The sequence below is a fragment of the Bacillus sp. FJAT-27986 genome, assembly GCF_001685035.1.
In the GTDB taxonomy this organism is placed as follows: Bacteria; Bacillota; Bacilli; order Bacillales; family Pradoshiaceae; genus Pradoshia.
Map to the genome: position 1 here is coordinate 366,489 of NZ_MAYV01000001.1, position 24,989 is coordinate 391,477.

The following is a 24,989-nucleotide window of genomic DNA, read 5'->3' on the forward strand; positions in this document are numbered from 1 at the left end:
CTCCAATCAGTAACATTATACACGCTAATATAAAATAAAAAGGTAATAGAGCTCACTCTACTACCTTAAAAATTATATCACAATTTATTTAGATTTACTTACATAAAATGTACCCGCCAATAAAAAAGTTGGAATAGACGCCATTCCGACAATTAATAGCCAATCACGAGGGGCAATCGGCACCGTATGGAAAACGGTTTGTAAAGGTGGATAGTACAAGGCAATCAGCATAAGAATTAAAGAAGAAACGACTGCCCATACAAGATACATATTGCCAAATGGGTTTCTTGAAAAGATTGATTTTTCACTTCTGCAGTCAAATACATGGATTAATTGTGCAAGAACCAAAGTTACAAAGGCTACGGTCTGAGCATATTGTAAATTATCAGGGTTTGATTTATATACAGTTATAAACGCGAGCAATGTGGCGATACCAATCAAGAATCCTCTTGATATGATTTTCCACCCCAATCCCCTAGCGAATACGCCTTCTTTTGGATGACGCGGACCCCGCTTCATCACATTTTCTTCAGGTTGATCGAGTCCCAGTGCCATAGCCGGCAATCCATCGGTAACCAGGTTTACCCATAAAATCTGGATTGGCAATAAAGGCAAGGGCAATCCTATGACCATCGCAAATAGCATAACTAAAATCTCTCCTACATTTGATGCTAATAAATAGCGTACGAATTTACGAATATTTTCGTAAATATTTCTGCCTTCTCTTATGGCCGATTTTATGGTTGCAAAATTATCGTCCAATAAAATTAAAGAAGATGTTTCTTTGGCCACATCTGTACCGGATATACCCATCGCTATTCCAATATCTGCAGCCTTTATAGCAGGTGCATCATTCACTCCGTCTCCTGTCATAGCCACTATATGTCCTACTCGTTGAAAGGCACTGACTATTTTTAATTTATGCTCTGGTGAAACACGGGCAAAAACAGTCGTCTCATCAACGATATTTTCCAAATCATCCACAGACATCGCATCTAAATCTTTACCGGTCAGCACACGGTCTCCTTCGCGGAATATCTCCAATTGTTTACCGATAGCCTTTGCTGTTATTAAGTGATCGCCGGTTATCATCACCGTTTTAATACCGGCATCGCGACATTCCAGCACCGCTTTCCTTACTTCTGGACGCGGTGGATCCATCATTCCTTCAAGGCCAAGGAATATCAATTCATTTTCAGCATCCGTTTGGTCAAGAATTGCTTGATTGGCTGGTACACTTTTGTAGGCAACCGCAATTGTCCTTAATGCTTGTTCAGCCATATGTTCAGTTGTATTCCCTATGGACTCACGAAGTTGCTCGTCCATATGCTGCACTCTTCCATTGGACATAACCGTTGTACATTTCCCAAGTAAAACATCAGGTGCCCCTTTAGTAATGACAAATTGCCTTCCGTTATGATCCTTTACCAATACACTCATTAATTTACGTTCTGATTCAAAAGGAAACTCCTTTAAAATCTTATACTTTTCGAATAAAAGCTGGCGGTCAATTCCCTTCTTCATAGCGGCAACAAGCATAGCTCCTTCAGTCGGATCCCCATCTATATAATACTTTTTCTTTTTAAGCTTAAGCTCAGAGTTGTTACAGAGGATACCATAGGTTAGCAATTGCTTCAGCTCTGTATCATCCTGATGACCGCTCACACATTCAAACTTACCGGTTGGATCAAACCCCTTCCCAGACACTGACCACTGCTGCCCTGAAACCCAAACCTTAGTCACCATCATCTTATTCTCAGTCATCGTCCCTGTTTTATCAGAACAAATGACTGATGCACAGCCCAATGTTTCTACAGCAGGCAGTTTCCTTACGATTGCTTTCTGTCGAATCATTCGCTGGACTCCCAGGGATAAGGCTACCGTAACAATAGCCGGTAAACCTTCCGGAATAGCAGCTACGGCTAAAGATACTCCCGCAAGAACCATGGTGTATAAGTTATTTCCTTGTAAAACACCAATTCCTACAACCAATAAAGTCAGCAGTAATGCAACAACAATGAGTATCTTTCCCAGTTGTTCCAGGCGAAGCTGCAAAGGTGTCTGTTGCGTATTGGCATTTTGCAGCAGATCTGCGATTTGGCCCATTGCCGTTTTCATTCCTGTCGCAACAACTATACCCTCACCTGACCCACGTGTTACCATCGTTCCCATAAATGCCATATTAACCTGATCGCCGATTCCGTCTTGCCCATCTCTTTTTGGTTCTTCCGTTTTAGCAACAGGGAGCGATTCACCTGTCAATGCAGATTCTTCTATTTCAAGATTATACTGCTGGAAAATCCTCATATCTGCACCAATACGGTCGCCACTTGAAAACTTTACTATATCTCCCGGAACACATTCTTTAGCCGGAATTTTCGACCATAACCCATCACGTAATACAATCATTTGAGGTGCAGCCATTTCCTTTAAAGCCGACAGCGATTTTTCTGCTTTCCTTTCCTGAAAGAACCCTAATAAACCATTAATCAATACGATCATGATAATGGCAATTGCATCAATATACTCTCCCAGCAAACCTGAAACGAGAGTAGCCGCAAGCAGGATAAGGACCATAAAATCTTTAAACTGCTGAAAAAACAGAATTAAAGCAGATTGCTTTTCTCCTTCTGCTAATTCATTTTCTCCGTATTGGTTTAACCTTTTTTTTGCTTCCTGATGACTTAACCCTTTTTTTGTATGTACTCCAAAAGCGGATTGTAGCTTTTCTTTGTCCATTTCTGCAAGTTTCATGTGACGGATACAACCTCCTTAACAATCCGAATAACTTTCTTTGGTACATGTTTATTCAGAGTTGTCCTAAAAAATGCTATACTTGTTTGAATGGAGATTTATAATTCGAATACTTACTAAAGAAGGTGTCACATATATGTCCTTTGACGGTTTTTTTACAAGAGCAATGACCGAAGAATTATCAGAGACGTTAACTGGTGGACGAATAACAAAAATTCATCAGCCCTATAAAAATGAATTACTGCTAGTCATTCGCGCAGGCAGAACCAATCATAAGCTTCTGTTGTCTGCACATCCCAGCTATGCTCGTGTACAACTAACAGAAGAAAACACGGATAACCCTTCAGAAGCACCCATGTTTTGCATGCTGCTTCGTAAACATTTGGAAGGCTATTTTATAGAGAAAATCGAACAGCCTGAATTGGAAAGAATCATTAAATTTGAGATTAGAGGGCGCAATGAAATCGGCGACATAACTCAAAAATTATTAATCATAGAGATAATGGGCAAACACAGCAATATTATTCTTGTTGATAAAGAAAGAAATATGATCATAGACTGTATCAAGCATGTACCGCCTGCTTTAAACAGCTACAGGACATTATTGCCAGGTCATTCCTACGTTTTGCCGCCAGCTCAGAATAAAATCAATCCGCTATCAGATATAGATAAAGGCTTGACACATATTGATTATTTTGCTGGCAAAATTGATAAACAATTGGTCACACAGTTTGCTGGTATCTCTCCTCTTCTTGCGAAAGAAATAACATACAGGGCTGGACTCGTAAACAGGGAGACCGTTCCAGAGAGCTTCAATATAATAATGGAGCAATTAAAATCACATAATTATCAGCCAACATTGGTTACAGGTGATAAGGAAGCTTTTTACCTCATCCCCCTTCAGCATTTGAAAGGTGATAAGAAGGAATTCCCTTCGCTAAGCTTATTGTTAGATCGCTTTTATTATCAAAAAGCGGATCGGGATCGCGTCAAGCAGCAAGCGCATGACCTGGAGAGAATTCTCTCAAATGAAAAAGAAAAAAATGAAAAGAAACTAATAAAATTAGAAGAGACTCTGCAGGATTCAGAGAAGGCAGAAATATTCAAGAAATACGGGGAACTGATAACCGGTCATATTTACGCTTTGAACAAAGGAATGAAGAGTGCTGAAGTAATTGATTATTATGATGAAAATCAACCTACTCTTTTGATTGAGCTCGATGTCCGAAAAACCCCTTCTGAAAATGCTCAATGGTATTTTTCTAAATACCAAAAGGCAAAGAACGCCAAATCCTTTGTAATCGATCAAATCGAAAAAACAAATGAGGAAATTCAATATCTCGATAATTTAATCCACCAAATGAACACTGCCTCACCAAGAGATTTGCAGGAAATCCGTGAAGAGCTTGAAGAAGGCGGATATGTGAAAAAAAGATATACCAAAAAGCAAGGTAAGAAAAAAGATTTAAAACCTGTCCTTGATTCCTATTTGTCCAGTGATGGCATTGAAATTTTGGTAGGTAAAAACAATAAGCAGAATGAATATTTAACCAATCGCCTAGCGGCTAAAAATCAGCTTTGGTTCCATACAAAGGATATTCCGGGATCCCATGTTGTCATCCGCGATGCAAACCCTACCGAACAAACGATAAAAGAAGCCGCCATTCTGGCTGCCTATTTCAGTAAAGCCAGGCAGTCGAGCCAAGTTCCGGTAGACTCTACACTAATCAGGCATGTCAAAAAACCAGCTGGAGCAAAACCGGGCTTTGTAACCTATGATAATCAAACAACCTACTATGTTACCCCGGATGAAGAAGTGGTTTTATCCTTAAAAGCATAGAAAAAACGCAGCGGACTAAATCTTCCGCTGCGTTTTCATTATATCATTCTTTTGTTATTGCTCTAAATAGAAAATATGAATAGCCTGTTGGCACAATCACTATAATGGCAGTTACACCCATGATCATATAATACTCCCAATCTGCAGGCATGAAAATCGTAAGGAAAATGAGTAGGCCCCCACCCATAAATAACTTGCCGCCTAAACGATGCGTCTTTCTCCAAACTTCATCATTGCTGAGTGTCCAGGGCGTTCGTATACCAACAAAAAAATTAGTTCTTGCTTGCTGAATATAATTTCCAAGAATCATAAATAGCAGACCTACAATAGGCCCAGCCAAACGTTCCATTGGGATATCAATTCCCAGACATATGAGTAATGTAATCATATTGATAACAAAAAACAATGTAATAAGTGCATAATTAATGATCAGATAACCTTTTGAAAAATAATTAAAATTTTTCTTTTTCGGATCAATTTTAGGAATTACCATCATGAGAACATAAGTAAAAATCATAATGGAATGCAAGGTAAAAAAAGCAGCTCCCTTCGATTGAAATCCATCTGCTCCATCTTTACCCCAATGAATCGGCACCTCTGCAGGTAAGGATGGGAAAAAGGCCAGCCAGCTAATGATTGATATGGCAATTAAAGTAATTGGAAAAATATTCCTTTTCATAATTTTCCCCTCTTTCTTTATCTGTTTTAATCTTTTTGGGGCTGAGTAATCCCATATGCCCAACTGATCAGATCCTGCAGAACAGTTGTATTTAAAGAATAATACACATATTGCCCCTTTTTGATATGATGGACTAAGCCTGCGCTTTTCAAGATTTTTAAATGCTGAGATATGCTTGGCTTGGACATATCAAAATGTTCATGTATCTCCCCGGCTGTTAAATCACCATCTTTTAATAAATCAAGAATTTTTCTGCGTGTGGGGTCCGATAAAGCTTTAAAAGTCTCATTCATTTTCAATAACCCCCATAAATATTTGATGATGTATAAGTAATTAAGTAATTACTTAAATAATAAACGGTAAAGATAGCCTTGTAAATAGGTAGCAACCTAAGAATTAAAAAATTTAATTATGAACAGGATCAAAGTATATCCACAGTTATATTAACCTGTTTTGTTATCTTCTTAAATTTCCTCCTTATACACACTTGCTAAAGTGGGGGGAGAAAAAGACTGCCAATAAAAAATATCAGGGATCTTCCCTGATATTTTTTTGAGCCTCTGAAGACGGCCAGTCGGTTGATTTTCACCTGTCCCCGATTGAGCTATCTAGCTAATAGTCCCCCATCCACGACATATTCCGCTCCCGTTATATAGGAGGCGTCGTCCGAGGCTAAAAACAAGACTGGTTTAGAGATTTCTTGTGGGTCTGATAATCGCCCTATCGGAGATGTAGCATACATATCCAGTTGTTCTTGCGTATAGGTTTCTTTTAGCAGTGGGGTTAATACACCCCCTGGACATATCACATTGATTCGAATATTCTTGTCGGCGTATTCTACGGCTGCTGCTTTCGTCAAACCGTTAACCGCATGTTTGGCTGCCGTATACGCCACATTGGGGGTTCCATTGACATGTCTTAATCCTGCGGTAGATGAAATATTCACAATTGAGCCTCCCCCCGCCTCAATCATATGCGGAATTAACGCTTTCATCCCATAGAAGGTTCCATGTTGGTCTATACTTATGATTTTGAGGTAGTCTTCATCTGCCAAATCGGTCAGCGAAGACACAGGGCCAGCATATCCAGCATTATTCACCAAAACCGTAACAGGGCCAAAGGCTTCAACCGCTTGGTTTATGACATGTTTCCAATCGTCTGGATTGGTAACATCGTGTTTCACAAATAGTGTGTTCTCCCCGAGCTCTTTCGATAACGTCCTTCCTTCCGCTTCGAGTATATCCGTAATCACTACTTTAGCTCCTTCTTTGACAAACTCTCTAACGTGTTCAGAACCCATTCCTCGTGATGCACCCGTGATAATTGCCACTTTTCCATCCAGTCTCCCCATGATCTTTCCTCCTTTTTATTCACATTCACACTCACACCTTTACCCAATTTTGGTATTTCCAAGCATTTTCAAGTGGGATTGTCTAACTAAAACGGATGTTCCCTGGATGAATACGATCAAGAAAAAGACAGAATATTTCATTCCGTCTTTGATAACCTCTGACACGCAGGGCAAATGTATGAAGTGGTGCTCCCTGTTTTGATTGATTGAATGGTCTCCCCGCATCTAGGGCAAGGTTCCCCTTTTTTATACGCAATTTGAAAATCACTCGTCAAGTACTCACCGTTATGTCCGTAAAAATCCTTTTCAAGAGAAAAACTCCCCTTGGATAAAGAATGATGCAATTGTTTATGCATATTGTTATAGAGGTTTTTGACCTCTTCTTCCGATAGGTCGGATACTTTCTTCTGAGGATGGATTCCGCTTTCAAACAAGATATCGTGAATATACATATTGCCGATTCCGCCGACGTTTTTTTGATTCAACAAGAAGGATTTAATTCCCGCTTTTTTTCCCGTTAACCAACTGTCTGAAATAGTCATAGGTAAATTCCTTATCGAATGGGGTGAAAGCAATAGCTTTAATTATTTTTTCTTCTTTGATTTCTTGATCATTGGCGATATACACTTTTCCAAACCACCAAAATCGGATGGAAAACCCTGTCCCATCTTGAAATTGGATGAGGAATTGATATTTTTCCTGAACGGGATTGGATGAAATAGGTTCAAAATAAAGCAAATCCCCTCCCATCCCGAGCGAAATTAACATGTTTTCTCCATTCGATAGGGAAACGATGATCCCTTTCCCTTTATTTTGAACCGCTTTAACCGTTGATCCTATTACTCGTGATGAAAATACCAACCCCGAAACATTGCAGCACTTTTCCTGCTTTATTTCCACCCGTTCGATTTGTTTGCCCGAGAGAGAGTCATTCATCTGGGTACTTAATTGATAGATTTCGGGTAACTCTGCCATTCTCCATTCCCCCTTTTATGCAAATTTACCTCATCGGAGACTATTCCGAAGAACCGAACGAACAAAAAGGCTGAATATAACCACTCAGTCTTTTTCATTATGATATTTCTTGTTGGCAGCTTGCTGCATACTCTTCCTCTAATTCTAGCAATCGGTCAATCAGATTATATATTTATCAACATCTAAGTTTAACAGACACAAATAAAAAGAGATAAAATCCAACTATTTCAGATTTTATCCCACTGATTCTTTATGTTTTTAGTTAACCCAGCTCTCATCATAAGGGTTTTGCTTCCATTTGCGGAGCTTATTCAGCTCCTCCTTTGTCACGTACTGATGTTCTTCCGCAACTTCGATAAGAGTTGAATAATCGCTTAAGGGGTAATATGGAACCTCGCTATCAGCAAATGCAATTCTTGCTTTATCCATTTCATATGTAAAGATCGATACAACCCCTAGTACATCACAACCGGCTTCACGTAATGCCTTGGCACATGTGATCGAACTTCCTCCTGTTGAAATCAAATCCTCCACGATGACTACTTTATCATTCTTTTCCGCTTTCCCTTCAATTTGATTTCCTTTTCCATGCCCTTTTGCACTGGAACGAACATAAATCATCGGCAAATCTAGCTGTTCACTTACCCAGGCAGCATGCGGAATGCCTGCTGTAGCTGTTCCTGCAATAATCTCAGCTTCAGGAAATTTTTCTTTTATTAATTGAGCTAGGCCTCTCGCTACATCCCTCCGTACTTCCGGGTAAGACATCGTTAATCGATTATCACAATAAATCGGGGATTTGATACCTGATGACCAAGTAAATGGATTGCTTGGCTGTAAGGCTACAGCTTGAATAGATAATAAATGCTCTGCTATTTTTCTTTTCATATCGGTCTCTCCCATTCTTCAACTATCTTATAATAGGCCTCTATTGGATTCTCTGCCGTTGTAATACTTCTTCCCACAACGATAAAATCACTGCCCTGCCTACTAGCCATAAACGGTGTAGCCACCCTTTGTTGGTCTCCTGCTGCATCACTGGCCAGACGAATTCCCGGAGTAACTGTTACGAAATTTCGACCAACCTGATTTTTAATTTGCTGTACTTCATGTACGGAGCAAACTACTCCATCAAGACCTGATTCTTTTGCTAATTGACTATAATGAATGACACTTTCAGCCAGGGTTGTCTGAATGAATTGCTCTCTTTGCATCTGCTCTTCACTTGTGCTTGTCAATTGCGTAACCGCTATACATAGCGGTCTTTTTTCTCCAGTAGAGGTACCCTTTTCAAGACCATCAAGCGCATATTCCATCATCTTTCTTCCGCCTGCTGCATGAACATTAACCATATCGACTCCCAGTCTTGCCACTGTCTCCATTGCTTTTCCAACCGTATTAGGAATATCGTACAATTTCAAGTCCAAAAAAATGTCATGTCCCAATCCTTTAATTGCAGTGATGATAGAAGGACCTTCTCCGTAATAAAGCTCCATACCTACTTTAACAGCCAGTTTTTCATCATTAAATTTATGTAAAAAACGCAAGGTAAGCTCTCTATTAGGAAAATCAAGCGCGATAACCGGTGTACTGCGCATTCTTATTCCAACTCCTTCCTATACATTCAGATATATGATCAAACCCGAGTGATAAAATAAGATCTGGCAGAGCGTCAATAATCTCTGGCATTACAAACGGATTAATGAAGTTTGCTGTTCCAACCGCAACCGCACTCGCACCTGCATATAGGAATTCAATTACATCCTCTGCTGTTTCAATGCCGCCCATGCCAATGATAGGAATCGAAACCTGTGAGCTAACATCATGAATCATTCGAATCGCAACCGGCTTAATAGCCGGCCCTGATAAACCGCCTGTCCGATTCGCTAAAATCGGCTGGGCTGTTTTGAGATCAATACGCATTCCTATTAGTGTATTAATCATCGTCAGTCCATCAGCACCGCCTTCTTCGACTGCCTTCGCAATGGAAACTATATCGCTGACATTCGGAGACAATTTAACGTAGACTGGCACTGAAGATACTTCTTTTACCGCTTTAGTTAATTCTTTAGCCACAGACGGATCGGTACCAAATTGAATACCGCCGCATTTTACATTCGGACAGGAAATATTTAGTTCAAGAGCATGCACATTCGGAGCTGTACTGATCCGTTTCGCCGTCTCCACGTAATCCTCCATCAAGGTTCCTGCCACATTAGCAATAATCGGTACATCGTACGTATCAAGCCATGGAAGTTCCTCATTCATCACATGCTCCAAGCCAGGGTTTTGAAGTCCAATAGCATTTAGCATCCCTGCATTTGTTTCCGCTACTCTTGGGGTCGGATTTCCAAAACGCGGTTCAAGAGTCGTTGATTTAATGATGACGGCACCCAACTTTCCGAGATCATAGAACTGGCTGTATTCCCTGCCAAACCCGAAACAACCAGATGCCGGCATAATCGGATTTTTTAAGGCTAATCCAGGCAGCTGCATACGTAATTGATTATTCATATGACCACCTCCTCTGAACGAAATACCGGGCCATCCGTACATATCTTCCGGTAACCATTTTCCGGGGTACGGCACACACAGGCAAAGCAGGCTCCTATTCCGCAGCCCATTCTCTCTTCAAGCGAAATAAACACCTTTTTCCCTTCATATTTATCCTTAACGGCCTTTAGCATCGGTGTTGGTCCACATGCATAAACCACATCAATGTCCAACGGAGCTGAAGCATTTGTTACATATCCTTTTATTCCGTACGTCCCGTCTTCAGTTGTGACAATGGTCTCCCCGAGCTCAGCAAATTCGTTCTCATAAAAAATATCAGCTTTGGTACGGAGACCAAAAATATGAATGACAGATACACCTTTTGCCGTTAAATCTCTTGATAGCTGTAATAAAGGTGGTATTCCAATTCCTCCGCCAATCAAAAGTGCTTTTCCTCCCGGGTTCACTTCCTCAATCGTAAACCCATTGCCAAGCGGACCAAGCACATCGACTTTTTCCCCCGGCTTTTTTTCAGAAAGAATGCTGGTTCCCTTTCCTTCCGCTCTGTAAACGATTGTAAAACGAGATTGCTCAGGGTCAATCTGACATATGCTGATTGGCCTGCGCAGCAAAGGACCTATCCCATCCGATACTTTGATATGTACAAATTGTCCGGGCATTGTCATGGAGGAGACAAGCGTCCCCTCCATAGTCATTTCAAATATTTTCGGTACAATCATTCGATGGCTGACGACTGTCATCATCTCTTTTTGAATCATAAGCTGATTGCCTCCTTGGCTGTTTGCATATGGTTCATTTTAGTTGTCGAAAACGTTAGCGATTCCAGTACTGTTAAAATGGCATTGGCCGTATCCAAGGAAGTCATGCAAGGAATCCCATTTTCAACCGACTCACGACGAATTCTAAAGCCATCACGTTCAGGCTGTTTTCCCTTGGTTAACGTATTAATAACCAGCTGTGCTTTGCCATTATGAATCATATCCAATAAGTTCGGCTCTTCACTGCCAATTTTTCCAACAATTCGACATGGAATATTCGCTTGATCTAACGCTTGAGCCGTTCCCTCTGTAGCAATGATTTGATAGCCGATTTCATTGAAACGTTCCGCAAGTAAAACGGCCTCTTCTTTGTCTTTATCCGCAACAGTCAAGAGGACAGTTCCATATTGCTTTATCTGAATTCCTGATGCAATTAACCCTTTATACAAAGCCTTTTGTAATGTATCGTCTTTTCCCAGCACTTCACCTGTTGACTTCATTTCTGGTCCGAGCGTAATTTCAACCTGGCGTAGCTTCGCGAATGAAAATACCGGTACTTTTACGTAAACACCCGTCTTTTCAGATACAAGACCATTTTCGAAACCATAATCTTTAAGCTTTTGTCCCAAAATGACCTTAGTAGCCAAGTTTGCCATTGGAACATTAGTGATCTTGCTTAAGAACGGCACAGTCCTGCTTGAACGGGGATTAACTTCAATTACATACACTTCATTATTGGAGACTACATATTGGATATTAAACAAGCCAATGATATTTAAACCCTTTGCCAGTTTAATCGTATAATCTATGATTTTTTCTTTCATACTCTCTGATAGATTCTGTGGAGGGTAGACTGCTATAGAATCGCCGGAATGGACGCCAGCCCGTTCAATATGCTCCATGATTCCCGGAATAACAACTGTTTCACCATCAGAAATCGCATCCACTTCAATTTCTTTCCCTGTTAAATAACGATCGATTAATACAGGATGCTTCGGATTTATCTTTACGGCATTTTCCATATAATGCAGTAAATCCTCCTGATCATCCACGATCTCCATTGCCCTTCCACCGAGAACATAGGACGGCCTTACCAAAATAGGGTATCCAATCTCATCAGCCACTTCGACTGCTTCCTCCACTGACAAGGCTGTTTTCCCTTTAGGCTGCGGGATATTCAGTTCCGTTAAGGCTTGCTCAAACATATCGCGATTTTCAGATCGATCCACATCCTCTAAAGACGTTCCCAGTATCTTAACTCCTCTTTCTACAAGGGCTGAGGCAAGATTAATGGCAGTCTGGCCGCCAAATTGTACAATAACCCCTTCTGGTTTTTCTAAATCTATGACATTCATCACATCTTCAATCGTTAAGGGCTCAAAATATAATTTGTCTGATATGCTAAAATCAGTTGAGACCGTTTCCGGATTGCTGTTTATAATAATCGCTTCATAGCCGGCCTCTTTAATCGCCCAGACAGAATGAACAGTTGCGTAATCAAATTCAACTCCCTGCCCGATTCGAATGGGTCCTGAACCAAGTACGACGACACTCCTCTTTGGTGTTACGATTGATTCATTCTCATCCTCATAAGTGGAGTAAAAATATGGTGTTTCAGATTCAAACTCCGCAGCACAGGTATCGACCATTTTAAATACCGGTTTAATTTGATTGTCCATGCGCCATTGATACACTTCCAATTCAGAGCTATTCCAAAGCTTTGCTAAGATATAATCAGAGAAACCAAGTTTTTTGGCTATTAATGTATATCCCGGATGGAAGGGGGCTTCTAATAGTTTAGCTTCCATCTCAACAATCTTTGCAAATTTATGCAGAAAGAATAAATCAATCCGAGACCATTCATGGATCAACTGAATCGTTAATCCGCGCTTCAGCCCTTCAGCAATATAAAATAGACGTTCATCTGTTGCTTTTTTAATTTGTTTTTCAATCTCTTCATCCATAATCATCTCAGCCTTGGGCAATTCAAAGTGTAAGATTCCAACCTCTAGGGAGCGAATTGCTTTTAATAGAGATTCCTCGAACGTTCTGCCAATTGCCATAACCTCACCAGTTGCTTTCATTTGCGTTCCGAGGGTTCTGTTCCCTTCCTCAAATTTATCAAAAGGCCAGCGTGGTATTTTGGTTACGACATAATCAAGTGCCGGTTCAAAGCTCGCATATGTTTTTCCAGTTACGGGATTGATCATCTCATCAAGTGTCAAACCAACTGCAATTTTAGCTGCAAGCTTTGCAATGGGATAACCGGTTGCTTTAGAAGCAAGTGCAGACGAACGGCTCACCCTTGGGTTAACCTCGATAATGTAGTAATTGAAGCTATCTGGATCAAGAGCAAGCTGAACATTACAGCCTCCTTCAATTTTTAAAGAACGAATAATTTTCAACGACGCATTGCGCAATAATTGATATTCTCGATCACTCAATGTTTGGCTCGGTGCCACTACAATCGAATCTCCCGTATGTATTCCGACAGGATCGATATTTTCCATGTTACAAACCACGATTGCATTATCATTCGAATCTCTCATGACTTCATATTCAATTTCCTTGAACCCTGCAATACTTTTTTCCAGCAAGCATTGGGTGACAGGACTGCTCTTGAGACCACCGGCTACAATCTCGCGTAATTCCTCTTCGTTTGAACAGATTCCGCCGCCTGTCCCTCCAAGTGTATAAGCCGGTCGTACAATTACAGGGTATCCTACAGTCTGAACAAAAGCCTCGGCTTCTTCCAGATTATGAATAATTGCGCTGTCAGGAACCGGTTCATTCAATTCGTTCATTAAGGTTCGGAATAGATCACGGTCCTCAGCCTGCTCAATTGCCGATAGCTTTGTTCCCAGAATTTCAACACTGCATTCCTCGAGCACTCCAGAATTGGACAGTTCTACAGCCAGATTTAGTCCAGTTTGGCCTCCAAGTGTGGGCAATAAAGCATCAGGGCGTTCTTTACGGATGATTTTACTGACAAACTCTAACGTTAATGGCTCAATATAAACCGCATCTGCAATTTCCGTGTCTGTCATAATTGTAGCCGGGTTGGAATTTACCAGGACTACACGATACCCTTCTTCTTTTAATGCCAGACAAGCTTGTGTACCCGCATAATCAAATTCTGCTGCCTGGCCGATTACAATCGGTCCGGATCCAATAACCAGGATGGATTTAATATCTGTACGTTTACTCATTTTACTGCCTCCTTCAGTTTGGATCTCTCAATCATGCTAATGAATTGATCAAATAAATAATTTGCGTCCTCCGGGCCAGGCGATGATTCCGGGTGATATTGGACGGTGAAAGCATCGTAGTATTTATGTCTTAATCCCTCAATCGTTCCATCATTTAATGCAATATGCGTAACTTCCAAGTCTGTTTGTTCAATAGAGTCATATTTTACTGTGTATCCATGGTTTTGCGAGGTCAGTGCAATTTTACCTGTTTTTAAATCTTTAACTGGGTGATTGGAACCGCGATGCCCAAATTTCATTTTTTTAGTTTCAGCATTACATGCTAAAGCGAACAACTGGTGACCGAGACAAATACCGAACATTGGCACTTTTCCGATAATTTTTCTTATCATTTCAATCGCTTCCGGAACATTTTCAGGGTCTCCCGGTCCATTTGTCAGCATGATACCATCCGGACGCAGCGTCATAATTTCTTCAAAGGTAGTATTATAAGGAACAACGATTACATCACAGCCTCGATTATTTAATTCTCTTAATATTCCATGCTTCATTCCGAAATCCACCACGACTACTCGATAACCGCGTCCTGGACTGGGAAACGCTTTTTTTGTAGATACCTTTTGAACCTGATTACGAGGCAGCACAGTTGCTTTCACTTGGTGGAGCATCGTTTCAGCATCTTTAGTTATTGAACAAATTACACCTTTTACTGTACCTCTTTCACGAATCATTCTTGTCAATTTCCGAGTATCAATCCCTGCAATGCCAGGAATATTCTTTATTTTCATGTATTCATCAAGAGAAAAATCACTTCTCCAATTCGAAGGAAAATCAGCCACTTCTTTTACAATTAGGCCACTGAGACTCGGAGCGATTGACTCAAAATCATCCCTATTGATTCCATAGTTGCCGATTAAAGGATAAGTCATCGTAATAATTTGACCACAATAAGAAGGGTCAGATAAAATCTCCTGATAACCGGTCATCCCCGTATTAAATACAACCTCACCAATTTTATCGCTTTCTCCTCCAAATGCTTCACCAATAAAAATTGTTCCATCTTCTAAAATTAATTGTCTCTTCATTCAGTTAGACTTCCTTTCTGCCAAACTACTTTACCTTCCACAATCGTCATAACCGGCCATCCTTGACAGCTCAGGCCAGCAAATGGTGTGTTTTTTCCTTTGGAAAGAAAGGTTTGAGGATTAATTACTTGCTCTTCTTCTAAATCAATCAGAACTAGATCCGCTTGTCTTCCTATTTCTATTTTTCCGTAGTTAAGTTTAAATGCTTGAGCTGGTTTTATCGTCAAGAAATCAATTAATTGTTTCAGGGTCATCGCTCCCTTTTTCACCAAATATGTATACAACAGCGGAAAAGCTGTTTCTAATCCAACTATGCCAAACGGTGCAAGCCTGATATGTTGTGATTTTTCTTCTTCTGAATGGGGGGCATGATCCGTAGCGATAAAATCAATCGTCCCGTCTAACAGGCCTTCTAGCAATGCTTTTTTGTCATCCTCACCTCTTAAAGGCGGATTCATTTTAAAATTAGGATCCAGCTCCTTAATGTCCATTTCGGACAGTAACAAATGATGGGGGGTTACCTCTGCTGTTACATGTATGCCTGCTTTCTTGGCATCACGAACCGTTCTTACAGACTCCTTCGTGCTTATGTGGCAAACATGATAATGGCACCCTGTTGTCTCGGCCAGTAATACATCCCTGGCAATATGGACCGCTTCACATACTGAAGGGATGCCGGGTAATTCATGTTCTCTCGAATAGATTCCTTCATGTACACATCCACTTTGAATTAACGAATTATCCTCACAATGAGCGACAATGGTCATATCCAGTTTTGCAGCTTTTTTCATAGCTTCAAGCATCATACCAGCTGACTGGATGCCGACTCCGTCATCTGTAAAGGCAAATGCTCCGGATTTTTTCAGAGATTCAAAATCAGTTAATTCCTTTCCGAGCTCCCTGACTGTAATTGATGCATAGGGCAATACCCTTGTGCTCGCCGTTTCTCTTATTCTATTATTTAACGAACGTAAATGTTCGGCTGTATCCGGAACGGGTCGTGTATTCGGCATAGCAGCTACAGTGGTAAATCCGCCTTTTGCTGCAGCCTGTGTACCTGTTTCAATCGTTTCTTTATGTTCTCCTCCCGGCTCTCTTAGGTGAACATGCAAATCGATAAAACCAGGTGCCAATAAAAATCCTTTAGCATGAATGATGTTTGCCTGCTGATTTTGCAATTCATCCTGGATATCGGAAATCACTCCGTTTTGAATTAAAATATCCTTTGTGACCTGTGTTCCATCCTCAAGATAAAATTGCGCACTTTTTATAATTGTATTCATGATTTGCCGCTCCTCCCCTTTGCTCGATACTATTTTTTAAAGCAGCCATTCTCACATATACTCCATTGGTCATTTGTTTAAATATTCGCGAACGTGCGCATTCAACTAAAGAATCATCAATTTCCACACCTCTGTTCACTGGCGCAGGATGCATAATTATACAATTACTCCTCAACCGTCTCTCCCTTTCAATCGTCAAGCCATATCTGTTCAAATATTCTATTTTGCTCATTGGCATTTCCACTGAATGACGTTCATGCTGGATCCGGAGCAACATAACTACATCTGCGTTTTCGATAGCGTCATCAATTGGTTCATAGGCCACATTACTTCCCGGAGGATTCGCCCAAGTTTGTGGGCCTGAGAAAACAACCTTTGCGCCTAATCGGGTCAGTGTTTCCGCATTTGATCGCGCTACGCGGCTATGCCTGATATCTCCTATGATTGCCACTTTTAAACCTCGAAACGTTTGAAATTCCTGTTTAATGGTCATCAAGTCCAATAAACATTGTGTAGGATGATGCCCGCATCCATCACCAGCATTCATTATGGATAAATATACACCACTTTGTATTAAATTTGCAAAAAAATTATCTTCTGAATGACGAATTACTACGGTTTCCACTCCAATTGCTTCTAAAGTCTTCACTGTATCGGATAGGCTTTCGCCTTTTAATACACTTGATGTTTGCACTTCAAAAGGGATTACATCCAGCCCAAGCTTCCGCTGTGCCATTTCAAAGCTGATTTTAGTACGCGTGCTCGCTTCAAAAAATAAATTTGCTACAAAGTGTCTTTTTGCTGGCATCCACGTTTCCCCATTAGCAAATGCCTCAGCATCTAAAAGCAAGCCTGTAATTTCCTCAATCGACAAATCTGTCATCGTAAGTAAATGTTTCACAATCAACCAGCCTCCCATATTCTAAAAAAAACCCTAATTCGTTTTTTACGAATCAGGGTTTTAGTTTATTTAGTCGATTCATCCCAATATCGCATACTGGAATTGTCGTACTTAACCTAATCCCTGTATTTTACTTGTTGGATCTACTATCAACCCTGACTTTCGCTGGTTTCCTTACCGGGAAGTACAAGATTTAAGATGACACCTACAATGGCGGCTAATGCCATTCCTGAAATGGAGGCATGATCGGTGATTTTGAGCATTGCACCACCTACACCAATGATTAAAATGACAGAGGATATGACTAAGTTTCTATTTTTAGATAAATCGATTTTGCTGTCGATCAACATCCGTAAACCACTTGATGCTATGATACCGAACAGAAGAATGGATACCCCACCCATCACAGCTGATGGAATGGATTGAATAAGGGCTGAAATTTTTCCAATAAATCCGAACAGGATTGCAAAGACTGCCGCTCCGCCTATAACATACACACTGAATACCCGTGTAAGAGCCATAACACCTATATTTTCTCCATAGGTTGTATTCGGAGGACCACCAAGACAAGAGGCAATCATAATGGATACTCCATCTCCTAACAATGAGCGATGCAATCCTGGTTTCTCAACAAAATTACGTCCTGCGATTTTACTAATAACCAATTGATCACCTATATGTTCTGATATAGGGACGATGGCAATCGGAATCATAACCAGAATAATCTCCCAGCTTAACGTTGGCGTATAATCAACAAATGGCATCGTGAAGTTTGGAAGCTGGAACCAGGCTGCTTCTTTTACCGGAGTGAAATCTACAATTCCAAAGAAGAGGGCTGTAATATAACCACCAATAATACCGATTAATACTGGAATCAGTGAAAAAAAGTTTTTTAAGACTACACTGCATATGATCGTGATGGCAAGTGTAATTAAGGCAACCGTAATATGTTTTGTGCTGTAAACAAGCACTTCTGCATTCGGATTTTCATACATGGCCATATTGACTGCTGTTGAGGCAAGACCAAGACCAATTACCATAATGATAGGACCTACGACTACAGGCGGTAAAAAGTTTAGGATGGTTTTAGTGCCTAGTTTTTTAACTAATAAAGCAACGAGTGCATAAACAAGTCCAATCAAAAAGCCGCCTACTAAAGCAGAACCAACACCGCTGCTTTCATTTAGTAAAGTAATCGGATAGATAAAGGCAAAGGATGAACCAAGATAAGCAGGTATTTGCCCTTTGGTGATCAGAATGTAAACCAGTGTACCTATACCGCTTGTCAATAGGGCAATTCCAGGATCCAGCCCTGTTAGAATCGGTACAAGAATGGTTGAACCAAACATCGCAAATAAATGCTGCAGGCTTAATATAAACCATTGCTTCGGAGTAGGTTTTTCATTGACATCGTACCTTATTTGAGGATTGTTTGCTATTTCTGTAGAAGTCATAATTATTGCCTCCCTGATGAAATTAATAGGTTTCGAAGGGAGATGATTATTTGCATAAGCAAATATCGCATGCTCCCCTTTTCAGCCTCACAGGACTGAATTAAAAAGGTTTTTTTATTCAAAAATGGAGACTTGTTCACCATCATCCATTTCTTTTAATTTGACGACAATCTTTTCATTTTTTGCAGTAGGTATATTCTTGCCTACATAATCAGCTCGGATTGGAAGCTCTCTGTGCCCTCTGTCGATCAGGACAGCTAATTGGATTTGAGCCGGTCTGCCAATATCTATAAGAGCATCAAGAGCTGCTCTCGCCGTTCTGCCAGTATATAAAACATCATCAACCAGAATGACTTTCTTATCTTTTAAGCTAAATGATACATCTGATCCATTTACCTGTGGATCCCCACTTTTTGTCTTTGTGCTTAAATCATCCCGGTACAAGGTAATATCCAGTTCACCAACAGGAATTTCCGCTCCTTCAATTTCGTGAATTCTTTCTCCCAGACGTTTAGCAAGAAAAATACCACGGGTACGAATACCGATCAACACACAATCACTCACACCCTTATTTTTCTCGATAATTTCATGAGAAATCCTTGTTAACGCTCTTGAGATTGCCTTTTCATCAAGCAAGATTGCTTTCTCTAACATATCATCGTCCCTTTCCTAAAAAACGTAAAAAATCCTTTTGCCGTGTAGGCAAAAGGATATAATAAACCATAGAAAAAGACATACATCTTCCATTAGTTTTCACGTACCTTTTCAGCCTCACGGGACTGTATTTAAAGGACCCTATTCAGTTGTATCTATATTACTTTAGGATTGTTATCCTTGTCAACAGTCAATTCTTAAAGTTTCCAAATAATCGACAAAATATGCTGGTAATGGAGCTTCAAATTCCAAATATTCCTCTGTTCTAGGATGGACAAATCCCAGAACTGCTGCATGTAAAGCCTGTCCATTTAAATCAGGAGTTTTTCTTGGTCCATACTTAGGGTCACCAGCAAGAGGATAACCAATATATTTCATATGGACACGAATTTGATGAGTGCGTCCTGTTTCAAGCTGACATTCAATAAAAGTAAAGTCTTTAAATCTTTCCAGTACATGAAAATGTGTAACTGCATGCCTAGAATTATCGTCTGTTACTGTCATGCTTTGACGATCTCGTTTATCACGGCCTATCGGCGCATCTACCGTTCCTGCATCATGTGGAATGATACCGTGGACAAGTGCCTTATACTTCCGGGTAACTGTTTTTTCAGTTAATTGCTTTACAAGTCTCTCATGCGCATAATCATTTTTAGCGACCATGAGCAATCCTGAAGTATCCTTATCGATACGATGGACGATACCTGGACGCATCACACCATTGATCCCTGATAAATCCTTGCAATGGTACATTAAAGCATTTACAAGTGTACCTGATCCATGTCCTGCTGCCGGATGTACAACCATGCCTTTTGGTTTATTGACAACAATGACATCCGCATCCTCATAATAAATATCAAGAGGAATGTTCTCAGCTACAACATCAAGTTCCTCTGGCTCTGATGGTGTGATTTCAATAGAGTCACCAGGCTGACATTTATAATTTGCCTTTATCTGTTTGTCATTCACCAGAATATTCCCTTCTTTTATCCACTGCTGGACTTGAGAACGTGACCATTCTTCATTTAAAACGGAAAGGACTTTATCAAGCCTTTCACCTTTTTGTTCTTCTGTTACTATCAGTCTTTGACTATCCATTCTTTAGCTCCTTAGCTCTTTTTTCCTCCATAAACATAGCAATAACCAATAATCCAACTCCTATACAAAGAGCAGAATCTGCCACATTAAAGACAGGAAAACTGTATGAGAATATATACGTATGCACAAAATCAACCACTTCATTGCGGAAAATCCGATCAATAAAATTACCAATCGCTCCCCCAAGAATAAGTCCAAGGGATATCCCCGTCAACTTATCGGTACTGAATTTTCTTATGTAAAAGACAATTCCAATAATAACCACGGTTGTTACGATGTAAAAAAACCACATTTGTCCCTGAAGAATTCCCCATGCCGCCCCTCGGTTTCTGTGCGAGGTGATGTATAGAAAGTTTTCAATGATTGGTATACTCTCCCCTAAGGTCATATACTTAACGACCAACCATTTTGTAAATTGGTCAATCATGATAATGAGCAACGCAATCAAATAATACATATATAACATAAGCTTGCCCCCTGCCTGCTTAAAATGTACATACTGCCTAACAAATTGTAGCATATCTATCTAACAAATGTTTTAAAACTTTAACAAAAATACAGGCCCTTTCGAATAGATGAAAGGGCCTATAGAAGGAATAGCATCCCAGTATTTTGGAGCAGGTCGGTCTATCACCTCTACTGCCCACACATAAAAGCTCTTCAAATGAGAGTGTACCTCACTTTTCACTGATTGCATAAGCACTCAGGAAATCGGCTCTCTATCATTTTAAAATACTCGATTATCCGAGTTCTGGATATTCGTTAACTACCACTGTGGAGCAGCGTTCACATAAAGTTGGGTGTTTTTCAATTGTACCAACCTCTTCACTGATATTCCAGCAACGTTCACAAGTTTCTCCATCTGCTTTTGTGACTAAAATTGCCGCATGCTCTAACTTAATAGCTTCTTCCGGTGCATCGTAAATGTATCCGGCAACTTCCACTGAAGAAACGATAAATAATTGTTCAAGGCTTTCTTCAATGCTTTCAAGCAAATCTTTTGTTTCTTCACTTACATACAATGCTACTTTCGCATTTAATGATTTACCAATTACTTTTGAATTTCTTGCTTCTTCAAGCGCTTTAAGGACATCATCACGTAAATTCATGAACAAATCCCATTTCGCTTTAACAGCTGTACTATTTGGATAATTTTCAACCGACGGCATATCTGTTAATTGTACGCTCTCTGCATCAGCATCATCGATAAAAGTCCAAACTTCATCAGCTGTATGCGGCAGAATAGGAGCAATCAATTTAACTAGCTTCATAACGCATTCATGCAGTACAGTTTGAATTGCACGGCGGCCATCACTGTTTTCCGCATCGCAGTATAGAATATCCTTTGCATAATCCAGATAGAAGGAACTTAAATCCTGTGTACAGAAATTATTGATACCATTATAGATATCAGCAAATTCATAATTGTCATAGGATTGTTTTACCTGATCAACCAAATCATTTAACTTAATGAGCATATATTGGTCCACTTCACGAAGATTTTCGTAAGAAACAGCATCATGCTCTGCGTTAAATCCGCTCAGGTTTCCAAGCAGGAATCTGAATGTGTTACGAATTTTACGATATACTTCGGATACTTGTTTCAGAATATTATCAGAAACACGTACATCAGCCTGGTAATCGACACTCGCAACCCAAAGACGCAGAATATCTGCACCCATTTGATTAATAACTTTTAATGGGTCAATTGTGTTTCCTAGGGATTTACTCATTTTACGGCCTTCTCCATCAAGTGTAAATCCGTGGCTTAATACTTCCTTGTAAGGAGCTTTACCAGTAACAGCAACTGACGTGATCAAAGAGGAATTAAACCATCCACGATATTGGTCTGAACCCTCGAGGTAAAGGTCAGCTGGTCTTCTCAAATCTTCTCTTGCTTCAAGAACTGATTGATGGGAGGAGCCAGAGTCAAACCATACGTCCATAATATCTGTTTCTTTCGTAAATAAGCCATTAGGGCTGCCTTCATGTGTAAAGCCTTCTGGGAGAAGATCTTTTGCGTCTTTCTCAAACCAAACAGTGGAACCGTATTGTCGGAATAAATCGGATACATGCTTAATCGTTTCATCCGTAATGATTGCTTCACCATTTTCTGCATAAAACACCGGAATCGGTACGCCCCATGCACGCTGACGGGAAATACACCAGTCTCCACGATCACGAATCATGTTAAATAATCTCGTTTCACCCCATGCAGGTACCCATTTAGTTTCTTTGATCTGCTGCAATAGGTCTTCACGGATATCATCAACTGAAGCAAACCATTGGTCAGTTGCACGGAAAATTGTTGGCTTTTTCGTTCTCCAATCATGCGGATAAGAGTGTGTAATGAAATCAAGTTTTAACAGAGCACCGACTTCCTCGAGTTTATCCGTGATTTCTTTGTTTGCTTTATCATAGAATAATCCTTCAAATCCAGGAGCATCAGAAGTCATATGGCCTTTTCCATCCACTGGGCAGAGTACTCCAAGATTATATTTCTGACCTACGATAAAGTCATCTTCACCATGTCCTGGCGCAGTATGAACACAACCTGTACCTGCATCAGTGGTTACATGCTCTCCTAAAATAACAAGTGAGTCACGGTCATACAATGGATGTTTAGTGACTACATATTCCAGTTCAGCACCTTTAACAGTCTTCTCAACTTCAGCATTCTCCCATCCAAGTGTTTCTTTAACGGAAGGCAATAATGTTTCAGCCACAATATATTTTGTACCATCCACATTCACAAGTACATAATCAAGGCGTGGGTGAACAGCAATTCCAAGGTTAGCTGGAATGGTCCAAGGTGTCGTTGTCCAAATAATGAACTTCGCTCCCTCTTCCACTACTCCTTTGCCGTCCTTCACATCAAATGCAACAAAGATAGATGCTGATTTCTTGTCGTGGTATTCGATTTCCGCTTCAGCTAGTGCAGATTCACTGGAAGGAGACCAATAAACCGGTTTTAATCCTTTATAGATATAGCCTTTTTTCGCCATATCACCGAAAACTTTGATTTGCTCAGCTTCATATTCAGGTTTCAGTGTGATGTATGGATTTTCCCAGTCTCCTCTTACACCTAAACGTTTAAATTGAGTGCGCTGCTGATCAATTTGTGTATAAGCATATTCCTCACAAAGTTTACGGAATTCAGCGATTGTCATTTCCTTACGATTTACTTTTTTGTTTTTAGTTAGAGCTGTTTCAATTGGTAAACCATGAGTATCCCAACCTGGTACATATGGCGCATTATAACCATTCATTGATTTAAAGCGAACAATAAAATCCTTTAAGATTTTATTCATTGCATGCCCGATATGAATGTTTCCATTCGCATAAGGAGGTCCGTCATGCAGCACAAATTTAGGAAGGTCCTTCGTGCGCTCCTGTACTAATTTGTAAATATTTTTTTCTTCCCAACCTGCTTGAACTTCCGGTTCTCTTTTTGGTAAATTCCCACGCATTGGAAATTCTGTTTTAGGCATCAATAATGTGTCTTTAAATTCCATTCCATTCACTCCTTAAACTTCGGTTAAACTATTTTCATAAATAAATACAAAAAAGCCTTTTCATCCCGGTAAAGGGACGAAAAGGCTATATTTCCGCGGTACCACCCTTTTAGAATATTGCCTGACAATATTCCTCTTGGTATTCGTAACGTGAATGACTCGCCGCTATTTACTGCCAGCCAAGCTGGGTTCAAAAGCAGACTCAGGGATGATCTTCCATCCAGATTCTTTTACCGGACTCCCACCTTCCCCGGCTCGCTACAAAAAGTATAATCTGATGTACTGTTCCCGTCTTCGTTTTATCATTTTTTGAATAGATTTGTTAAAATATTATATTCAATAACTTACGATAAAGTCAAGACCTTACATTTCTTCTTCATTCAGGTCGATATCAAATTCAGTGGCATCCACGTCATATTTAAGAAGTTTATCCCAATCTTCACTGTTTAATAAATCAAGCTGGGCTTCAACAAGCATTTTAAAACGCATTCTGAATACTTTAGATTGCTTTTTAAGGTCTTCAATTTCAATAGCAATTTTTCTTGCTTTAGATAATGCCTCATTGACAATTCGGTCAGCATTTTTTTCTGCTTCCTTCATAATCAATTTAGCCTCTTTTTGAGAATTTCGTTTGACATCTTCTCCGGCTTCCTGAGCAATGACGATTGATTTATTCAACGTTTCCTCAATGTTGGAGAAATGCTCAAGGCGTTGTTCCAACTCTTCCACTTTAGCTTCAAGATCTTTCTTATCTCGAAGGACCAACTCGTAATCTTTAATTATTTGGTCAAGAAACTCATTTACTTCATCTTCATCGTAACCGCGGAATCCTCTGCCGAATTCCTTGTTATGTATGTCTAGCGGTGATAATGGCATAGACTGCACCTCCGAATACTGATTCTTCTCTTAATTATTATAC

At 40.1% G+C, this 24,989-nt stretch carries 21 protein-coding genes and 1 other annotated feature; of the genes, 1 reads left to right on the top strand and 20 read right to left on the bottom strand.

Annotated elements, in window-relative coordinates; genetic code table 11:
* Positions 1–84: 84 nt before the first annotated feature.
* Positions 85–2,754 carry a calcium-translocating P-type ATPase, SERCA-type gene (locus A8L44_RS01710; RefSeq protein ID WP_066100611.1) on the bottom strand — a complete coding sequence of 890 codons (2,670 nt, stop codon included), beginning with the start codon at positions 2,752–2,754 and terminating at the stop codon, positions 85–87.
* 136 nt (positions 2,755–2,890) lie between these two features.
* On the opposite strand from A8L44_RS01710, the gene A8L44_RS01715 reads away from it, so the two are divergent.
* A complete protein-coding gene (locus tag A8L44_RS01715; protein WP_066100614.1) occupies positions 2,891–4,594 on the top strand; it encodes an Rqc2 family fibronectin-binding protein in 1,704 nt (567 codons plus the stop codon).
* Between the two features lie 43 nt (positions 4,595–4,637).
* On the opposite strand, the gene A8L44_RS01720 is transcribed toward A8L44_RS01715, so the two are convergent.
* The 19 genes from A8L44_RS01720 to A8L44_RS01805 all read right to left on the bottom strand — a co-directional run bounded on the left by A8L44_RS01720 (position 4,638) and on the right by A8L44_RS01805 (position 24,946).
* Complete coding sequence (locus A8L44_RS01720; protein WP_066100617.1) at positions 4,638–5,273, bottom strand: SdpI family protein; 636 nt, start codon at positions 5,271–5,273, stop codon at positions 4,638–4,640.
* A 26-nt stretch (positions 5,274–5,299) separates the two neighbouring features.
* On the bottom strand, positions 5,300–5,566 hold the full coding sequence (locus A8L44_RS01725; protein ID WP_066100620.1) for an autorepressor SdpR family transcription factor: 267 nt from the start codon (positions 5,564–5,566) through the stop codon (positions 5,300–5,302).
* 311 nt (positions 5,567–5,877) lie between these two features.
* A complete protein-coding gene (locus A8L44_RS01730; protein ID WP_066100623.1) occupies positions 5,878–6,624 on the bottom strand; it encodes an SDR family NAD(P)-dependent oxidoreductase in 747 nt (248 codons plus the stop codon).
* A 137-nt stretch (positions 6,625–6,761) separates the two neighbouring features.
* Positions 6,762–7,166 (bottom strand): zinc finger domain-containing protein, encoded by a 405-nt coding sequence (locus A8L44_RS18380; protein ID WP_077247980.1) that lies wholly within the window; start codon positions 7,164–7,166, stop codon positions 6,762–6,764.
* On the bottom strand, positions 7,120–7,599 hold the full coding sequence (locus A8L44_RS18385; RefSeq protein WP_077247938.1) for a DNA-formamidopyrimidine glycosylase family protein: 480 nt from the start codon (positions 7,597–7,599) through the stop codon (positions 7,120–7,122). The genes A8L44_RS18380 and A8L44_RS18385 overlap by 47 nt, the downstream gene beginning before the upstream one ends.
* Positions 7,600–7,857: 258 nt before the next feature.
* Positions 7,858–8,487, bottom strand: coding sequence for an orotate phosphoribosyltransferase (gene pyrE / locus A8L44_RS01740; protein WP_066100627.1), 630 nt, complete (start codon positions 8,485–8,487; stop codon positions 7,858–7,860).
* On the bottom strand, positions 8,484–9,197 hold the full coding sequence (pyrF, locus tag A8L44_RS01745) for an orotidine-5'-phosphate decarboxylase (protein WP_066100629.1): 714 nt from the start codon (positions 9,195–9,197) through the stop codon (positions 8,484–8,486). The genes pyrE and pyrF overlap by 4 nt, the downstream gene beginning before the upstream one ends.
* Entirely contained in the window at positions 9,169–10,113 is a 945-nt protein-coding gene (locus A8L44_RS01750; protein WP_066100632.1) for a dihydroorotate dehydrogenase, read from the bottom strand. The genes pyrF and A8L44_RS01750 overlap by 29 nt, the downstream gene beginning before the upstream one ends.
* Positions 10,110–10,871, bottom strand: a complete 762-nt coding sequence (locus tag A8L44_RS01755; protein WP_066100634.1) for a dihydroorotate dehydrogenase electron transfer subunit — start codon at positions 10,869–10,871, stop codon at positions 10,110–10,112. The genes A8L44_RS01750 and A8L44_RS01755 overlap by 4 nt, the downstream gene beginning before the upstream one ends.
* Positions 10,868–14,080 (bottom strand): carbamoyl-phosphate synthase large subunit, encoded by a 3,213-nt coding sequence (carB, locus tag A8L44_RS01760; protein ID WP_066100637.1) that lies wholly within the window; start codon positions 14,078–14,080, stop codon positions 10,868–10,870. Before carB ends, A8L44_RS01755 begins: the two co-directional genes overlap by 4 nt.
* Positions 14,077–15,165, bottom strand: a complete 1,089-nt coding sequence (locus tag A8L44_RS01765; RefSeq protein WP_066100640.1) for a carbamoyl phosphate synthase small subunit — start codon at positions 15,163–15,165, stop codon at positions 14,077–14,079. Before A8L44_RS01765 ends, carB begins: the two co-directional genes overlap by 4 nt.
* A complete protein-coding gene (locus A8L44_RS01770; RefSeq protein WP_066100644.1) occupies positions 15,162–16,448 on the bottom strand; it encodes a dihydroorotase in 1,287 nt (428 codons plus the stop codon). The genes A8L44_RS01765 and A8L44_RS01770 overlap by 4 nt, the downstream gene beginning before the upstream one ends.
* Positions 16,411–17,349 carry an aspartate carbamoyltransferase catalytic subunit gene (locus A8L44_RS01775; RefSeq protein WP_066100647.1) on the bottom strand — a complete coding sequence of 313 codons (939 nt, stop codon included), beginning with the start codon at positions 17,347–17,349 and terminating at the stop codon, positions 16,411–16,413. The genes A8L44_RS01770 and A8L44_RS01775 overlap by 38 nt, the downstream gene beginning before the upstream one ends.
* Before the next feature lie 149 nt (positions 17,350–17,498).
* On the bottom strand, positions 17,499–18,803 hold the full coding sequence (gene uraA / locus A8L44_RS01780; protein WP_066100650.1) for a uracil permease: 1,305 nt from the start codon (positions 18,801–18,803) through the stop codon (positions 17,499–17,501).
* A gap of 114 nt (positions 18,804–18,917) precedes the next feature.
* On the bottom strand, positions 18,918–19,457 hold the full coding sequence (pyrR, locus tag A8L44_RS01785; RefSeq protein WP_066100653.1) for a bifunctional pyr operon transcriptional regulator/uracil phosphoribosyltransferase PyrR: 540 nt from the start codon (positions 19,455–19,457) through the stop codon (positions 18,918–18,920).
* Between the two features lie 183 nt (positions 19,458–19,640).
* Complete coding sequence (locus tag A8L44_RS01790; protein ID WP_066100655.1) at positions 19,641–20,555, bottom strand: RluA family pseudouridine synthase; 915 nt, start codon at positions 20,553–20,555, stop codon at positions 19,641–19,643.
* Positions 20,548–21,021 carry a signal peptidase II gene (lspA, locus tag A8L44_RS01795; protein ID WP_066100658.1) on the bottom strand — a complete coding sequence of 158 codons (474 nt, stop codon included), beginning with the start codon at positions 21,019–21,021 and terminating at the stop codon, positions 20,548–20,550. The genes A8L44_RS01790 and lspA overlap by 8 nt, the downstream gene beginning before the upstream one ends.
* 274 nt (positions 21,022–21,295) lie before the next feature.
* Positions 21,296–24,070 (bottom strand): isoleucine--tRNA ligase, encoded by a 2,775-nt coding sequence (ileS, locus tag A8L44_RS01800; protein ID WP_066100661.1) that lies wholly within the window; start codon positions 24,068–24,070, stop codon positions 21,296–21,298.
* A 69-nt stretch (positions 24,071–24,139) separates the two neighbouring features.
* Positions 24,140–24,374 (bottom strand) — a binding site (T-box leader).
* A 59-nt stretch (positions 24,375–24,433) separates the two neighbouring features.
* Positions 24,434–24,946, bottom strand: coding sequence for a DivIVA domain-containing protein (locus tag A8L44_RS01805; RefSeq protein WP_066100664.1), 513 nt, complete (start codon positions 24,944–24,946; stop codon positions 24,434–24,436).
* Positions 24,947–24,989: the final 43 nt, after the last annotated feature.

Excerpts from the sequence above, each read along its gene's own strand:
- carB (WP_066100637.1), bottom strand. The coding sequence starts at position 14,080 with ATGAGTAAACGTACAGATATTAAATCCATCCTGGTTATTGGATCCGGA.
- A8L44_RS01710 (WP_066100611.1), bottom strand. The coding sequence starts at position 2,754 with ATGAAACTTGCAGAAATGGACAAAGAAAAGCTACAATCCGCTTTTGGA.
- uraA (WP_066100650.1), bottom strand. The coding sequence starts at position 18,803 with ATGACTTCTACAGAAATAGCAAACAATCCTCAAATAAGGTACGATGTC.
- ileS (WP_066100661.1), bottom strand. The coding sequence starts at position 24,070 with ATGGAATTTAAAGACACATTATTGATGCCTAAAACAGAATTTCCAATG.
- A8L44_RS01715 (WP_066100614.1), top strand. The coding sequence starts at position 2,891 with ATGTCCTTTGACGGTTTTTTTACAAGAGCAATGACCGAAGAATTATCA.
- A8L44_RS01770 (WP_066100644.1), bottom strand. The coding sequence starts at position 16,448 with ATGAATACAATTATAAAAAGTGCGCAATTTTATCTTGAGGATGGAACA.
- A8L44_RS01750 (WP_066100632.1), bottom strand. The coding sequence starts at position 10,113 with ATGAATAATCAATTACGTATGCAGCTGCCTGGATTAGCCTTAAAAAAT.
- pyrE (WP_066100627.1), bottom strand. The coding sequence starts at position 8,487 with ATGAAAAGAAAAATAGCAGAGCATTTATTATCTATTCAAGCTGTAGCC.
- lspA (WP_066100658.1), bottom strand. The coding sequence starts at position 21,021 with ATGTTATATATGTATTATTTGATTGCGTTGCTCATTATCATGATTGAC.
- A8L44_RS01755 (WP_066100634.1), bottom strand. The coding sequence starts at position 10,871 with ATGATTCAAAAAGAGATGATGACAGTCGTCAGCCATCGAATGATTGTA.
- pyrF (WP_066100629.1), bottom strand. The coding sequence starts at position 9,197 with ATGCGCAGTACACCGGTTATCGCGCTTGATTTTCCTAATAGAGAGCTT.
- A8L44_RS01765 (WP_066100640.1), bottom strand. The coding sequence starts at position 15,165 with ATGAAGAGACAATTAATTTTAGAAGATGGAACAATTTTTATTGGTGAA.
- A8L44_RS18385 (WP_077247938.1), bottom strand. The coding sequence starts at position 7,599 with ATGGCAGAGTTACCCGAAATCTATCAATTAAGTACCCAGATGAATGAC.
- A8L44_RS01720 (WP_066100617.1), bottom strand. The coding sequence starts at position 5,273 with ATGAAAAGGAATATTTTTCCAATTACTTTAATTGCCATATCAATCATT.
- A8L44_RS01805 (WP_066100664.1), bottom strand. The coding sequence starts at position 24,946 with ATGCCATTATCACCGCTAGACATACATAACAAGGAATTCGGCAGAGGA.
- A8L44_RS01725 (WP_066100620.1), bottom strand. The coding sequence starts at position 5,566 with ATGAATGAGACTTTTAAAGCTTTATCGGACCCCACACGCAGAAAAATT.
- pyrR (WP_066100653.1), bottom strand. The coding sequence starts at position 19,457 with ATGTTAGAGAAAGCAATCTTGCTTGATGAAAAGGCAATCTCAAGAGCG.
- A8L44_RS01730 (WP_066100623.1), bottom strand. The coding sequence starts at position 6,624 with ATGGGGAGACTGGATGGAAAAGTGGCAATTATCACGGGTGCATCACGA.
- A8L44_RS18380 (WP_077247980.1), bottom strand. The coding sequence starts at position 7,166 with ATGACTATTTCAGACAGTTGGTTAACGGGAAAAAAAGCGGGAATTAAA.
- A8L44_RS01790 (WP_066100655.1), bottom strand. The coding sequence starts at position 20,555 with ATGGATAGTCAAAGACTGATAGTAACAGAAGAACAAAAAGGTGAAAGG.